This window comes from Kluyvera sp. CRP, assembly GCF_019930565.1.
Lineage (GTDB): Bacteria > Pseudomonadota > Gammaproteobacteria > Enterobacterales > Enterobacteriaceae > Kluyvera > Kluyvera georgiana_A.
This window is the reverse complement of record NZ_CP082841.1, coordinates 3,553,681-3,568,990: the sequence shown is the minus strand read 5'-3', so window position 1 is coordinate 3,568,990 and position 15,310 is coordinate 3,553,681. Positions and strand designations below refer to the sequence as shown.

At 49.4% G+C, this 15,310-nt stretch carries 14 protein-coding genes and 1 pseudogene; 7 read left to right on the top strand and 8 right to left on the bottom strand.

Annotated elements, in window-relative coordinates:
• Positions 1-17: 17 nt before the first annotated feature.
• A complete protein-coding gene (folM, locus tag K7B04_RS16930; RefSeq protein ID WP_223802560.1) occupies positions 18-740 on the top strand; it encodes a dihydromonapterin reductase in 723 nt (240 codons plus the stop codon).
• A 3-nt stretch (positions 741-743) separates the two neighbouring features.
• On the opposite strand, the gene K7B04_RS16925 is transcribed toward folM, so the two are convergent.
• Positions 744-1,079, bottom strand: coding sequence for a GlpM family protein (locus K7B04_RS16925; RefSeq protein ID WP_064545630.1), 336 nt, complete (start codon positions 1,077-1,079; stop codon positions 744-746).
• 322 nt (positions 1,080-1,401) lie between these two features.
• On the opposite strand from K7B04_RS16925, the gene K7B04_RS16915 reads away from it, so the two are divergent.
• Positions 1,402-1,509 carry a type I toxin-antitoxin system toxin Ldr family protein gene (locus tag K7B04_RS16915; RefSeq protein WP_163449568.1) on the top strand — a complete coding sequence of 36 codons (108 nt, stop codon included), beginning with the start codon at positions 1,402-1,404 and terminating at the stop codon, positions 1,507-1,509.
• A 140-nt stretch (positions 1,510-1,649) separates the two neighbouring features.
• Complete coding sequence (rstA, locus tag K7B04_RS16910) at positions 1,650-2,369, top strand: two-component system response regulator RstA (RefSeq protein WP_163449569.1); 720 nt, start codon at positions 1,650-1,652, stop codon at positions 2,367-2,369.
• A 126-nt stretch (positions 2,370-2,495) separates the two neighbouring features.
• On the opposite strand, the gene K7B04_RS16905 is transcribed toward rstA, so the two are convergent.
• From K7B04_RS16905 to K7B04_RS16890, 4 genes are all read right to left on the bottom strand, one after another.
• Positions 2,496-3,038 carry an isochorismatase family protein gene (locus K7B04_RS16905; protein ID WP_223802559.1) on the bottom strand — a complete coding sequence of 181 codons (543 nt, stop codon included), beginning with the start codon at positions 3,036-3,038 and terminating at the stop codon, positions 2,496-2,498.
• Positions 3,039-3,089: 51 nt separating this feature from the next.
• Positions 3,090-3,941, bottom strand: coding sequence for a PhzF family phenazine biosynthesis protein (locus tag K7B04_RS16900; RefSeq protein WP_223802558.1), 852 nt, complete (start codon positions 3,939-3,941; stop codon positions 3,090-3,092).
• 74 nt (positions 3,942-4,015) lie between these two features.
• Complete coding sequence (locus tag K7B04_RS16895; RefSeq protein ID WP_223802557.1) at positions 4,016-5,956, bottom strand: EAL domain-containing protein; 1,941 nt, start codon at positions 5,954-5,956, stop codon at positions 4,016-4,018.
• 17 nt (positions 5,957-5,973) lie between these two features.
• Positions 5,974-6,468 (bottom strand): molybdopterin-dependent oxidoreductase, encoded by a 495-nt coding sequence (locus K7B04_RS16890; protein ID WP_163449573.1) that lies wholly within the window; start codon positions 6,466-6,468, stop codon positions 5,974-5,976.
• 374 nt (positions 6,469-6,842) lie between these two features.
• Between K7B04_RS16890 and K7B04_RS16885 the strand changes: the two are divergent.
• A pseudogene (locus tag K7B04_RS16885) lies at positions 6,843-7,962 on the top strand (IS3 family transposase).
• A gap of 674 nt (positions 7,963-8,636) precedes the next feature.
• On the opposite strand, the gene K7B04_RS16880 reads toward K7B04_RS16885, so the two are convergent.
• Together K7B04_RS16880 and K7B04_RS16875 are read right to left on the bottom strand one after the other, a co-directional pair.
• Positions 8,637-9,683 carry a hypothetical protein gene (locus tag K7B04_RS16880; RefSeq protein WP_163449259.1) on the bottom strand — a complete coding sequence of 349 codons (1,047 nt, stop codon included), beginning with the start codon at positions 9,681-9,683 and terminating at the stop codon, positions 8,637-8,639.
• Between the two features lie 289 nt (positions 9,684-9,972).
• Positions 9,973-10,803, bottom strand: a complete 831-nt coding sequence (locus tag K7B04_RS16875; RefSeq protein WP_163449258.1) for a hypothetical protein — start codon at positions 10,801-10,803, stop codon at positions 9,973-9,975.
• Between the two features lie 141 nt (positions 10,804-10,944).
• Between K7B04_RS16875 and K7B04_RS16870 the strand changes: the two genes are divergently transcribed.
• The 3 genes from K7B04_RS16870 (at position 10,945) to tus (ending at position 13,725) form a co-directional block, all read left to right on the top strand.
• Positions 10,945-11,379, top strand: a complete 435-nt coding sequence (locus K7B04_RS16870) for a tyrosine-type recombinase/integrase (RefSeq protein WP_223802556.1) — start codon at positions 10,945-10,947, stop codon at positions 11,377-11,379.
• 29 nt (positions 11,380-11,408) lie between these two features.
• Positions 11,409-12,710, top strand: a complete 1,302-nt coding sequence (rstB, locus tag K7B04_RS16865) for a two-component system sensor histidine kinase RstB (protein ID WP_163449506.1) — start codon at positions 11,409-11,411, stop codon at positions 12,708-12,710.
• 82 nt (positions 12,711-12,792) lie between these two features.
• Complete coding sequence (gene tus, locus K7B04_RS16860; RefSeq protein ID WP_163449505.1) at positions 12,793-13,725, top strand: DNA replication terminus site-binding protein; 933 nt, start codon at positions 12,793-12,795, stop codon at positions 13,723-13,725.
• Here tus and fumC read toward each other — a convergent pair.
• Entirely contained in the window at positions 13,722-15,125 is a 1,404-nt protein-coding gene (fumC, locus tag K7B04_RS16855) for a class II fumarate hydratase (protein WP_163449504.1), read from the bottom strand. The two genes, tus and fumC, sit on opposite strands and share 4 nt — an antisense overlap.
• Positions 15,126-15,310: the final 185 nt, after the last annotated feature.

Below are 15,310 nucleotides of genomic sequence, written 5' to 3'. Positions count from 1 at the left end.
TACATATGGAGATAACGATGGGAAACATGCTATCACGCCCCGTACTGATAACCGGTGGAGGCCGCCGTATCGGCCTCGCCCTTGCCCACCATTTTCTCACCCAACAGCAGCCGGTTATCCTCAGCTATCGTACGCACTATCCGGCCATTGATGTGATGCGGCGAGCGGGCGCTGTCTGTATTCAGGCAGATTTCGCCCACGATGAGGGAATTAATGCCTTTGCCGAGGCGGTGAAATCACATTGTACCAGCCTGCGCGCCATCATCCATAACGCCAGCGGCTGGCAGGCGGAAAGCCCATCTACGCCGCTCAGTCAGGTGCTCAACGCCATGCTGCAAATTCACGTGCATGCGCCCTACCTGCTCAACCATGCTCTTGAAGGCCTGCTGCGCGGACACGGCCACGCAGCCAGCGACATTATTCATTTCACGGACTATGTGGTGGAACGCGGCAGCGACAAGCATATCGCCTACGCCGCCAGCAAGGCCGCGCTAGACAACATGACTCGCTCGTTTGCCCGCAAGCTGGCACCCGAGGTGAAGGTTAATGCGATCGCCCCGGCGCTGGTGCTGTTTAACGAGGATGATGACGCCGAATATCGGCAAAAAGCGCTGAATAAATCGCTGATGAAAATCGCCGGCGGCGAGAAAGAGATAATCGACCTGGTCGATTATCTGCTCGGCAGCAGCTATGTCACGGGCCGCTCTTTCGCCGTCGATGGCGGGCGGCCTCTGGTCTAACGCTTAGTGAAAACGGCCCCACAGGAAAATTAATAGCCAGGCGCTAACGCCCCAACAGGCCACGGCGCCGGCTAACGCCAGCGGCAGGCGCATCATGCCGGTGAAATACCACAGCGACAACAGATAGAGAAAATAGGGAATAATCGACCACATTCCAAAAACGATGGTCGCCCGCAGAGCTTCGGTTCCCCGCTCGCTGGCAACGATATAGTGCGCAATCAGCGCAAAGGTGGGAAAAAGCGGAATCAGCCCAGCAATGGCGTAGTTTTTCGTTTTTGCCAGAATGCCAATCAACACCACAACCAGCGCGCCAAGCAGCGCCTTAATTAACAACCCCATCTTATTATTCACCAATAAACAACATGTTGCTCCAGCATAGCGGAAGCGGTTGTCTTTATGAATGAAAATTCAGAAGCGTGCTCGCAATTAAAGAGGATGGACAAAGCGCATTGGGCAAAAGATTGTAGAATTCGCGGCAAGCCGGACTTTCCGGTGAGGCGCAGTGTTGCGGGGGCTTGATCCCCGGCGGCGTTGTTGCTGGATAAAAGAAAACCCCCGCACATTGTTCGGCGTTAACCGGGCAACATAAGGGGGCGATTCTTGAAACCCAACAGTTCAAGGATAGCCGCGAACCGTTGCCATTGCAACAGAAGGCGGCTATATGACGCTGATGCAGTTTGCCGTTATTTTCTGGCACGATCTTGCCGCTCCCGTCATCGCTGGCGTATTGGTCAGCCTGATAGTGAGTCACTGGCGTAGTCGGAAATAATCGCGAGATGGGCGTCATTTCCGCCGCAGTGGCGGCATGCGCCCGAACGAGGCCGCAGGGGGGATCCCTGCGGCCTTTTTTGTGGCGGCAAAGCTGCGCGCGGTGTATCGTAGCCGTTTTGTCAGCCAGTGCGTAGAGTCATGAATAAGATCGTTTATGTTGAGGATGATCCGGATGTAGGGGCGCTGATCGCCGCCTATCTGGGCAAGCATGATATGGATGTGGTGGTCGAGCCGCGGGGCGATAATGCCGAAGCGACGATTGCCCGTGAAAATCCGGATCTGGTGCTGCTGGACATCATGTTACCGGGTAAAGATGGCATGACGCTTTGCCGCGATCTGCGCGGTCAATGGGCGGGCCCTATCGTACTGCTCACTTCTCTGGATAGCGACATGAATCATATTCTGTCACTGGAAATGGGCGCGAACGACTATATTCTCAAAACGACCCCGCCCGCCGTGCTGCTGGCGCGCCTGCGTCTTCACCTACGACAAAATCCGGGTAACGGGAGTCAAACGGTCGCCGCGCAACCTGCCTTGACGCCGCACAAAACCATTCGCTTCGGTACGCTGGTCATCGACCCGGTGAACCGTCAGGTCCTGCTGAGCGGTGAAAGCATCGCCCTTTCCACCGCCGATTTCGATTTGCTGTGGGAGCTCGCGACTCATGCGGGGCAAATCATGGACCGCGACGCACTGCTGAAAAATCTGCGCGGCGTCAGCTACGACGGGATGGATCGCAGCGTGGACGTGGCGATTTCCCGGCTACGCAAGAAACTACAGGACAGCGCGACCGAGCCATATCGCATTAAGACCGTGCGTAATAAAGGCTATCTGTTCGCGCCGCATGCCTGGGAGTAGTCAACAGGATTTTATGCTACCTGTAAAACTATAACCCTCGAGGACGCGCTCACCATCATCATCAAAAACAGCGCATATATGCTGCCACCTGACGCCTTTTTCGCCCAATGGCAGCATTATCTATATTTAATGGTTGCTCAGCTGAAGTTCAGCCGTATTTATCCCGCTGGCAAAGCCGTTTTCCAGCAACGCTAGCGTCACGCGATAGACCTCTTCTGCGCTAATTTCCGCATTCTCGAGCGGGAAGCTCAGCACCGCATCGCGAATCACCGTCATGGAAAGCCCAAGGTCTGCTCCCATGCGCACGGTAGAGTTAACGCAGTAACCCGCCACTGCGCCAATCACCGCGACATCGCTAATCTGCGCGCGCTGTAACCAGCCGTGAAGATCGGTAGAACTGAACGCCGACGAGGTTGTTTTTATAAAGACAGGCTCGCCCGCGTGTTCTTCAAACCCAATAACGGGCTGGAAATGGGCGCTATCGCGTTGCAGAGGCGAACCTGGCTCGAGGGTTTCATGGCGAACATGCAGGACCGGTTTTCCCGCTGCCCGAAATGCCGCAATCGTCGCGCGCATATTGTCGATACTGCTGGCGGGAAAATAGGCCATCCCTCCCGCAATGCGATCGGGAACAAAACCTTGCATATCGATAATCAGTAAAGCCTGCATAGCAACCTCATTCATACCTGTCGGAAAGAAACAAATTACGCCAGGCAACAGTTAAGGACAACCTGCTGATTTTAAGGTTGCCAGGGCCTTCTTACCAACAGCATGCTCGTCCTGGCGCAGAAACACTTTACCTGTCAGATAAGTCGTTGCCTGTCCGCCGATAAAGACGCGATCGCCCTCAAGTCGACAGCGTAGCTCTCCACCTCTCTCTCCCCCCTGATAGGCCAGCATCGGTGTCTTTTGCAGTTTATCTGCCCAATATGGAATCAGCATGCTATGTGCAGAACCGGTCACCGGATCTTCCGGTACCGCGTCACCCGGACAAAAAACGCGGCTGACAAAGTCATATTGCTTATCACCAGGCGCCGTGACGCAAATCATTTTGCCCAGCGGGATCATAGCCTGAATATCCGGTTGTAAAGCCGCAACCTGCTCTTGATTCTCTAACACGACCAGATAATCGCGCGCGACACGCACTTCCCTGTATGTCCTGATGCCCAAAGCATCCAACAGTAAAGGAGGCGGAGTTATCGGCTCTGCGTGCCATGCTGGTAAATCAAGCGTCAGCCATTCGCCGCTACGCGTCACCGTCAGCGGACCGACAAAACGGGTTTCAAAATGGATAGATGAGCCCGTGTAATCCAGATGTTCGAAGATGACGTGCGCCGCCGCGAGGGTTGCATGGCCGCACAAGTTGATTTCCCCCAGAGAGGTAAACCAGCGCAGTTCAAAGCCCTTCTCACTGACGACGAAGAATGCGGTTTCCGACTGATTATGCTGCTTCGCCATTTTCAACAGCGTCTCGTCGGGCAGCCACTCCATCAGGGGACATACTGCGGCAGCATTGCCGGAAAAAGTGGTGCTGCTGAACGCATCAACCATATAGAAATCAATTTGTTGCATAATAGAAACCTGTCATCGTTCTCGTAGCAACAAACACTGTACCATATCGCGACCGCGACAGACTTTTTCACGCATTATTCATGCTGCGGACCGTTTTTGATTTCCCCATCGATATAAGGCTGAGGTTGACGGAAGAGATATCCCTGGGCGAAATCGCTGCCCAACGCTTTAAGATTTTCCAGTTGTTCGCGGGTTTCAACCCCTTCAGCAACAACCTTCATACTGAGGGATTTTGCCATGCCCGTAATAAGCTTAATGATATTAAGGGCGTCTTCCTGTACTGATATTGAATGCACAAAAGATTTGTCGATTTTGATTTTATCGAAAGCAATGCGACTCAGACGCGAAAGTGAAGAATATCCCGTGCCAAAATCATCAATTGATATTTTCACCCCCAGAGCTCTGAGCCTGTTAAGGGTATTCATCGGCGCATGACTCTCGGAAAAGAGAGAGGATTCCGTTACTTCCAGTTCAAGACGGTCGGCCGGAAGCCCCGTTTCTTTCAGAATCGACAGGACGATGCCGGCGAAAGCTTTGCTATTGAGCTGAACAGGAGAAACATTCACTGAAATTTTCACCGGCACTACCCAGGATGCCGCTTCCCGGCATGCCATCTCAAGCACTGATTTTCCCATTTCGTTAATCATGCCGGTTTTTTCTGCCACAGGAATAAAGCTATCTGGCGACATGAGTCCCTTCAAAGGGTGGATCCACCGAATAAGCGCTTCATAGCTGTAAATTTCGCTGGTAAACGAATCGACAATAGGCTGATAGTAAACAACGAATTCGTTATTCGCTAACCCTAATGCCATATCATGCTCGAGGGTTCTGCTTTCTTGAAGCTTGTCTAACATCCACTGCCGGAAAACTTTTATCTTACTCGAACCTTCATTTTTAGCTTCATAAAGGGCGAGATCGGCATATTTATAGAGATAGTCAGAGCGGTGTTCAGTATCTGAGATAGCTATACCGACACAGGTGGTTATATTGATTATCGCATTATAGATGGTATAAGGCTGGTTAATCGCAGCGCATATTTTCTGTGCCTGGGAAACCGCTGTCATCTCCGTCAGTCCACTCGCGAGCAAGGCAAATTCATCGCCGCCTAAGCGATAAAAGGTCTCTGAAGCAAAGTTCATCGAAACCAGACGCTGGGAGATCTGTTGTAATAATATATCACCAACATCGTGTCCGTAGGTATCATTTACCTCTTTAAATCGGTCCAAATCAAACAGCATCACTGTCACAGAATCATCATTTTTTTCTGCCTGAGCAATGGTGTTATTTAATTTTTCCCAGAAGAAATGCCGGTTGTTCATCCCAGTCAGAGAATCATGGTAGGCGTCATACTCCAGTTTTACATTCTGAACTTGCAGTTTCTCTTTTGATTTTTGCAACTCGTCGGCAAGATTCTTCACCTGAAGGTGTGCCTTGAGGATATTTCTGTTCTGATAAAATATGAGAATCCCGAGGATCGCACTGACTATTATCAGCAGCACAGATGTTGCTGAATAAATAAAGTAAAGCGTCCTGATTTTGAGGTTGGCGCTATTAATCGAGTTGACATCCTTGTCTAATGCACCGGATGAAAGACGGCCAAGGGGGGTATCCAACGTATGCATGACTTTCAGATATTTTTGTAGCTCCGGGCGACTCATGCTCTCAAGATGCGCATCCAGATAATCCAGTGTTTCTTCAAGCTTTATCGCCAAATCATGGTGCGCTTTGTTGTTGTTTATATAATGACCTAAATCACCTTCTTTGACTAAATCACTCTGGCTGAGCATGATGTCGAGACGCAGACGCACATCATCAAGTGTCATCGCATCATCAATAGTGTAAAGACCGAGCCACGATTCAAAGCGATAATATTCTGATACCATCTGGGCGGCAGACCATGAATCAGTGTATTGCGTGAGTTTTTGTAGCTCTTGCTGTCTTTCATGGACAAGAAAAGAGATATATCCAGTAGATACAAAAAGGAAAAATATAATGCCAGCCAGTATTCTGTTCATGATGTTCCGCTGAACCCCTACTCTATATCCATTCTACTGACTTGCCACGCTGATCTTGAATAATAGACCTGGTTATTCAGTTCAGGGATGCTGTCATAAGGATACACCACGAATAGCGGGCCTTTATCACGGATGGGCATGTATTCTCCGTTGATTTTTAAGGCAAGGATAACATTGTATTTTTTGAAGTCACTCAGCGGAATGATGGTGGTGTAGTCATTGAGCGCGGTAACTTTAACGACCGATCCTTTCGCCCCGACATAATCCATAAGTTTCTGCAGCGGAATACCCGTAAAAGTGGTGCGGCCATTATACCAGGGAGAGGTAGTCTGGAAACTGACCACCCCCAGCTTTTCAAGACTGGCGATATCCAGAACGGCTTTCCCATCCCGGTTTGTATTTTCGATATGACCGGACAGGGTTAAAATGACTTTACCGGTAGGTTTAGCAAGATCGCCCGCCCAGATCGATGTGGAGACCATAAAGCTCAACAGCATGACAATTAAGCGCATTCTAACCTCGACTATTGACCAGATGTAAAAGAATTATAATTTAGTCATCATGTTATTAATATATGCTACCCAGCCATTATGGATTCAATTAATTGATTTATTTTTTATAATATAAAAATCAATAAGTTAGATTTATTTATTTTATTATTGTTGATTAAAAAAAGACCTCCGCGATATTTGTTGTACACTTAATAGTTTGGGTTAGCACAAAAAATAAACCATTTTTTCGCCCTGAAATAAACACACAAATACAATGGGTTATTTGAACAGGTATGAAGTATCATTTGTTCTGTTGGGTGACATTGACCTGCTCCCCGTTGATTAATACACCGAGATGTTAGTAATGTCTTCATAAGCCACATGAGGACATCCTCATGAAGAAGCGTTTTTCCGACGAACAGATCATCAGTATCCTCCACGAAGCCGAAGCCGGGGTTTCTGCCCGTGAGCTCTGCCGTAAGCACGCCATCTCCGACGCCACCTTTACACCTGGCGCAAGAAGTATGGCGGTATGGAGGAGCCCGAGGTCAAGCGCCTGAAGTCGCTTGAGGAAGAGAACGCCAGACTCAAGAAACTGCTTGCCGAAGCCATGCTTGATAAGGTGACACTTCAGGTTGCCCTGGGGCGAAAGTACTGACGACAGGCCACAAGCGGGAAGCCGTTAAGTTTATGTGTGATGCGATCGGTCTGTCGCAACGTCGTGCCTGCAGGCTTACAGGTTTGTACCTGTCGACCTACCGCTATGAGGCTCAGCGTCCAGCGGCTGATGTGCACTTATCAGGGCGCATCACTGATCTGGCACTGGAGCGCAGGCGTTTTGGCTACCGCCGCATCTGGCAGTTACCGCGCCGTGAAGGCCTTCATGTTAATCACAAGCGCGTGTATCGCCTTTATCATCTCAGCGGGCTGGGGGTAAAACGCAGACGACGTGGTAAAGGGCTGGCAACAGAACGTCTGCCGTTGCTCCGCCCGGCGGCCCCAAACCTGATCTGGTTGATGGATTTTGTCATGGACGCGCTCGCCACCGGTCGCAGGATCAAGTGCCTGACCTGTGTGGACGACTTCACGAAGGAGTGTCTGACAATTACCATCGCATTCGGGATTTCAGGCGTTCAGGTCACGCGTATTCTGGACAGCATTGCACTGTTTCGAGGCTATCCGGCGACGATAAGAACTGACCAGGGGCCGGAGCTCACCTGCCGCGCACTGGATCAATGGGCCTTTGAGCATGGTGTTGAGTTACGCTTAATCCAGCCGGGTAAGCCAACACAGAACGGATTTATTGAGAGCTTTAACGGACGATTTCGCGATGAATGTCTGAATGAGCACTGGTTCAGCAATATCGATCACGCCAGGAAAATCATTAATGACTGGCGGCAGGATTATAACGAGTGTCGTCCACATTCAGCACTGAATTATCAGACGCCATCAGAGTTTGCAGCACGGTGGCGGAATGGGAAATGTGAAGGTAAACAAACCGACATTACTAACTGATGGTTGTATCTAATACTGGGGGCAGGTCACCCAATTGCTGACAGCATCAAAATTGCAAAATAATGCCTTTGTATGTTTTCAATTAATCACCTGTGTTTTCAAATAACTAACTGTCACTGGCTCCAGATACGGATTCACCTGGCGGTTCTGAGTGAACAGACCGTTACCCCGCTTCTTTTGCACAGGGTTATCACTCGACTTATCGTAGTCAGCGCACGTGCAGCTCGGCGATTCACTCCCATCGTTACATTGCTCATAACCATCACTTCCGCATGCCGCCACACCGCCATGATGTGAGCAGCAACCGCTGCGAGCAAATGCCGAAGTCGAAAGCAGACACATCACCGAAATCAATAACACTTTCTTAATCATACTCACCATGCATCAAATTGATTTAAAGAGGTTTTAATTCTCACCTGGTTTGTATGATGAATATTTGATCTGAATTAGATGCACATCAAAAAGCCGTATTTTTATCCAACTAACGTCAGTTAGACAGCAATAGCTGTACGAATTTTGATGACCAGAAGGTGAGCAATTTGATACATGCCCTTCTACCACTCTTACCTTGACAAAAGGATCGAATCCCGGTGGTGTTCCACCGGGATTCGTCGGCTTAATGTGCAAGTAAGGGGATCACGACCTTCCCACGTTAACGGAGAAACCGCACCGGATTACGAAATGCGATTTATTTTTACCAGTGACTGAAAAGGACATAAAAAATCCATCCCTGTTACAGGCTGATGATATTGGTAAAAAGCAAGTGTCATTTTATTCAAATCACAAGGAACCCATCCATGTGAGTATAATGGTCCGAAACCGCTAGCTATTAACGTGTTTACTACTGAGTTATTCAACAGCAGTCGGGAGTGTAAAAAAACACACCTTTCTAGTGAAAAGAGCACAAGATAATCATGCCAAAATGAAACCACAGAAAAAGTAGCACTACAATCAAGACGCGGTTTAAGTATTTTTAAAAGCTGTTCTGAATAATATTTGCACGATCTCATTATTTTATCATGGTGCATTATATTTTGTGTTGACGTTCCTGCACATGTAGTCCCGCCGCCTGGAGACATAATAATAAGACCGTTATCTAAAGAAATCGGTACTGTTACATTGCTTTTTCGCAGAAGCGCTCTTTCGGATGGCGTAAATTTGTCTCCACCTAAAAGTCCACGTAACACAAAAGGCTCAATTAAGTGTGGCCAATGGTCATAACATTTCTGAATCAATGTTGGATCTGAGAAAAGATCTTCGTGTCCAGAACCATGTTTATAAATACCAATAACATAAAAATCATCATTTTCTACTTTGGCTATCAGTACATATCCTGTTCTTTCTATAAAACCTTTATTCTTACCATGACGCTGTAATTTTTCTCCAAGGTGAAAATGATGAAAGCCAAAGTCATTTAAAAATGAATCATAAAACTCAATTCTTTTCAGATGAGTGCTTTGATATGAATTCAGGTTCTTTCCTAACTCAACCTTACGTAGAAAAATTCGAACGCCATTTAGGCGTTCAATAGGAATAGTAAAATCCTTAGGCAATTGAACCTTTCTAGGTCTTAGATCAATAATTCGCTTCATAGCATTGAGGTAAAGTATTAAATAGTTACCAATCTTAGGCTCCTGAGTTATTTTGTAACCTATTTTTATCAATTTCTCCTTGCATAGATTATTTATATCTTTAGACAAGGAAAATCTAATGTCTTGCATTACTCCTCCATCAGGGTTCTGTATATCAACCATGGATCTAGTCTACCATAAAAAATAGAGGGTACTGACAAATTCAGGCATGCACATCCAATGCCGATAAACAAGGGGTTGCTGCGGGTGTGCGTACCTAAATTTCGCGAGAACAGCAAAGCGAGATGGTTCACGACGGTGCGAGAATCCCGGTGGCGGACACCGGGATGTGTCAGTTTAATGTGCAAGCTAGGAGATCACTGCCATCCCACATTAGCGAAGAAACTACTCCGAATTATGAATTATCTTATCGTATGATTTAATATAAATTATTCTCATTATATGCCCTTCGTATACTTGACGAGTCACCGTTGATTGCATTCGCCCAGATATCAAAATCAGGTTCACATATACGTTCAATATGTTGAGAAACATCATTCTCCCCAATAAATTCAAAGATAACCACCTTGCCCGCTATCTTTGGGAAGAATCCATTTGTTATATTCTCAATATCATTCAGAAAATTATGCATATCAATGACAATATCGTCTAACAATTTGATAAATGTTTCAGTGATTTTTATCGCCTTCTCGAAAACAAGCCTATTCGGTCCGTCCAAAGAAGTAAAATCGAAAACAAGAGCCCCGCTAGAATCATATGAGACAAGCTTATCAATTTCACCTACCAATTCATTTCGAACGGCAGATAAATACACTAATTTATTATACTGCCAAACCATTTTACATATGTTGTCGATATCAGCCCAACCAGAAATTATTTTATTTGGGTTTAAAAAATACATATCCTCTACATTTTTAACATCAGGAAACTGAGTGGTTATCTCCTTAATCAGGAAAATTCGAGTTGTGACATTGGAATGATTACGCATGAAATAATAATATTTTTTCTTTTCCGTCAGCAATGCTTGAAATGCATTTCTTATTTGAATAAGGAATGCATTTGTTTGTTTAAGCCTGATAGCTTCTGATAGTTTATTTTGTTGCCATTTAAAACTGAACCTTGCAATAAAATAACCGAGCAGTGCCGTTGTAACAACAGGTATAAAAGGAAATATATAACTTTTAAAAATTGAACTAGATTGATGTAGGCTATCTATAGCATCTACCAATGCTTTTGTATCTGGAGACATAGTCCCTCCTTATTAAAAGCAGAACTTATATCATGGTGGGTACGTTTTTTTTTGTGTCATTGAGGCATGCACATCCGATACCGATAAACCAGGGGTAGTTTGTTGCGGGTGTGCATGCCTGACTTTCACGAGGTTAGCAAAATGGTCGTGTATATCGCGGGGCCGATAACCAATCTCCCCGAATTCAACCGCCCGGCGTTCTTTGCCGCAGCTGCCCGGCTACGTGGCACCAGTAAGCATTTCGTTTTCATGCCGAGGAAGGCTAAAGGAGAGCAAGCGAGTCACTACTCAGTCAATTCAATCAGCTCGCTGTGGAACACAACTATACGTCTTTCAGGTGTTCGCCGGCGCCGTCCGTACCAGACTCGTCATACCTACGCCTGCTGGATGCTTTCTGCCGGGGCAAACCCGGCGTTTATTGCAAATCAGATGGGTCACGAGAATGCAGAAATGGTTTATACGGTGTACTCTGCCTGGATAAACGCGCTCGACGGTGACCAGATAGCATTCCTGAACCAGCGCATCGGCGGATACAGCAGTGTCCCCCAGGTGCCCCCGGAGGTTGACGCGCTATAGCTAACACATTGAACGTTCGGTGGTTTTAAATGAAAAAGCTGTTTGTGCAGTTCTATCTGCTGCTGTTTGTCTGCTTTCTGGTCATGACCATGCTGGTCGGGCTGGTCTATAAATTTACCGCCGAACGCGCGGGTCGTCAGTCGCTTGATGACCTGATGAAGAGCTCACTCTATTTAATGCGTAGCGAGCTGCGCGAAATTCCCCCGCGTAACTGGAGCAAAACCCTCAACGAGCTGGATCTGAACCTGTCGTTCGATCTACGTATTGAACCGCTGAGCAAATTCCAGCTGGGTGAAAGCGCCATGCAGCACCTGCGTGCAGGCGATATCGTGGCGCTGGACGATGAATACACCTTTATTCAGCGCATTCCGCGCAGCCACTACGTGCTGGCCGTCGGTCCCATCCCCTATCTCTATTTTATGCACGAGATGCGCCTGCTCGATATCGCGTTAATGGCGTTTATCGCTATTTCACTGGCCTTCCCGGTGTTTATCTGGATGCGTCCGCACTGGCAGGACATGCTGCGCCTGGAAAATGCCGCCCAACGCTTTGGTGACGGACATCTGGGAGAGCGTATTCACTTTGACAGCCTGTCGAGCTTTGAGCGTTTAGGCGTCGCCTTTAACCAGATGGCCGACAACATCAACGCGCTGATCGCCAGCAAAAAACAGCTCATCGACGGTATTGCCCACGAGTTGCGCACGCCGCTGGTGCGCTTACGTTATCGGCTGGAAATGAGTGAGAATCTCACTGAAGCCGAATCACAGGCGCTTAATCGGGACATTGGCCAGCTCGAAGCCCTGATTGAGGAACTGCTCACCTATGCCCGTCTCGATCGCCCGCAAACCGAACTGTCGCTCACCACGCCCGACCTCCCTGGCTGGATTGCCGCACACGTTGAAGACGTACAGGCGGTAAACCCGCAGCGCGAAATCACGCTGAATCAGCTGACGCAAGGCGACTACGGCGCACTCGATATGCGCCTGATGGAACGCGTGCTCGATAACCTGATTAATAACGCCATGCGCTACAGCCAGGCGAAAATTCAGGTAAGCCTCACGCTCAACGGCAGCATGGCCTGCCTGCAGGTGGACGATGATGGCCCCGGCATTGCCGCTGAAGAACGCGAACGCGTCTTCGAACCTTTTGTGCGCCTCGATCCCAGCCGCGATCGCGCCACCGGCGGCTGTGGCTTAGGTCTGGCGATTGTTCACTCCATCGCCACTGCGATGGGCGGCCACGCGAGCTGCGATAGCAGTCCGCTTGGCGGTGCGCGCTTCAGCTTACAGTGGCCGATTTACCACCACATCTCCCTGCCCGCGGCTAGCTGACCGCGGTTTGCACGGTGCCGCATCCTGGCTTATAGTGACTATACATTTAGTATGTTGTAACTAATTAATCAGGACAACTACCGTGACCCGCTACGATCTCGTTGAACGACTCACCGATACTTTTCGCCAGCTTGAGCGCAACCTTGCCGAACTGCGTAACGAACTGTCGGCATGCCGTCTGCTGACAGCGCGCATTTTTGTGCTGCCTGAGGTCCGTAAAGAGTCTGAACACGCGCCGCTCTCGCAGATTCAGGTACAACAGCATCTGGGGCAGACAGCGTTTGCCATGGCGCTCCAGCATTTTAGCCATCTGTTTATCCAGCAGCAGTCAGAAAACCGCAGCAGTAAAGCGGCAGTGCGCCTGCCGGGCGCCATCTGCCTGCAGGCCAGCAGCGAGCAACACGAGGCGATAAGCGCCCGAGTGCAACAGATTAACGGCCTGAAGGCTGAACTGGAAAAGATCATCACCGTTGATTCCGGCCTACCGCCCGTGTCGCGCTTCGAATGGGTGCATCGCTACATCCCCGGGCTGATTACGCTCAATGCCTACCGCTCGCTTGCGCTGCTCTCCGACCCGAGCACGATTCGTTTTGGCTGGGCGAATAAACATATCATCAAGAATCTGACGCGCGATGAAGTGCTGACGCAACTGGAGAAAAGCCTGAAGTCGCCGCGCGCCGTCCCGCCGTGGACCCGGGAGCAGTGGCAAGCGCGTCTGGAACGTGAGTATCAGGATATTGCCGCCCTGCCGCAGAAAGCCAGGCTGAAGATTAAGCGTCCGGTGAGGGTACAGCCGATTGCCCGCGTATGGTACGCGGGCGAACAAAAGCAAGTGCAGTACGCCTGTCCCAGCCCACTGATTGCGGTGATTTCCGGTCGCAATGGCGTCAGCGTACCTGACCTGGGCGAGCTGTTAAACTATGACGCCGATAACGTACAGTATCGCCACAAACCCGAGGCGCAGCCGCTACGGCTGATAATTCCCCGACTCCACCTCTGGCTGGCGACCGATTAAACCTTATCCGTCAGACTGCCGACCATATCCTGCGGACGTACCCAACGATCGAACTCTTCGGCGCTGAGATACCCTAACGTCAGCGCCGCATTCTTCAACGTCAGCCCCTCTTTATGCGCTTTTTTAGCAATTTCAGCCGCCTTATCGTAGCCAATATGCGTGTTAAGTGCCGTCACCAGCATCAGCGATTCGTTAAGCAACTGGTCGATACGTTCGCGGTTAGGTTCAATGCCCACCGCGCAGTGCTCGTTAAAGCTTTCCATGCCATCCGCCAGCAAACGTACCGACTGCAGGAAATTATGAATAATCATCGGTCGATAAACGTTCAGTTCAAAGTTACCCGAGGCTCCTCCCATATTGACCGCCACATCATTGCCCATCACCTGGCAACAAAGCATGGTCATCGCTTCACACTGAGTCGGATTCACTTTACCCGGCATAATGGATGACCCCGGCTCGTTTTCCGGTATCGACAGTTCACCGATACCGCAGCGAGGGCCGGAAGCCAACCAGCGTACGTCGTTGGCGATTTTCATCAGCGAGGCCGCCAGCCCTTTTAACGCGCCGTGCGCATGCACCAGCGCATCGCAGGTGGCCAACGCTTCAAACTTGTTTGGCGCGGTGACGAACGGTTGATGCGTCAATGCAGCAAGCTCCTGCGCCACCCGTACCGCGTATTCTGGATGCGTATTCAACCCGGTCCCCACCGCCGTGCCGCCCAGCGCCAGTTCGCTCAAATGTGGCAGACTCTGTTCCAGGTGGCGACGGTTATGCTCCAGCATCGCGACCCAGCCGGAGAACTCCTGGCCCAAAGTGAGCGGCGTAGCATCCTGCAGATGGGTACGGCCAATTTTAACGATATCGCGAAAACGCCCGGATTTCTCACGCAGCGTTTCCTGTAACACAGCCAGCTGCGGCAGCAGATGTTCGCGTAACGCAATCACCGCCGCCACGTGCATCGCCGTGGGGAACACATCATTAGAACTTTGGCTTTTGTTCACATCGTCATTCGGGTGCACTAATCGCGACATGCCACGCTCGCCGCCCAGCAGCTCGCTGGCACGGTTTGCCAGCACTTCATTCATGTTCATGTTGCTCTGCGTGCCCGAACCGGTCTGCCAGATAGCCAGCGGAAACTCATCCGGATGCTGGTTGTTCAACACCTCATCCGCTGCCGCAATGATAGCGCCAGCTTTGTCGGCCTTCAGCAGACCTAAATCCTGGTTCACCTTAGCCGCCGCGCGCTTGGTCAGCGCCAGGGCGTAAATCAACGAAAGCGGCATCTTCTCGGTGGAGATACGAAAATGCTCAAGGGATCGCTGGGTTTGCGCGCCCCACAGTTTGTCGGCGGGAACCTCAATCGGCCCCATAGAATCGCTTTCGCGGCGTGACGTTGTCATTACTTTCTCCTTGAATTCAAAGTGATTGTGAAGTGACACAAAAATCATATCATATTGAAACAAAACAATTTATTTCGCATCACATCCACATATTGACCACATCTAACAAAACCCCGTCCACATAGCTGGGTTTTTTAATGCCGCTTTTATTGTAGTTGATCGCACACCTGACACCCTCGACGAAA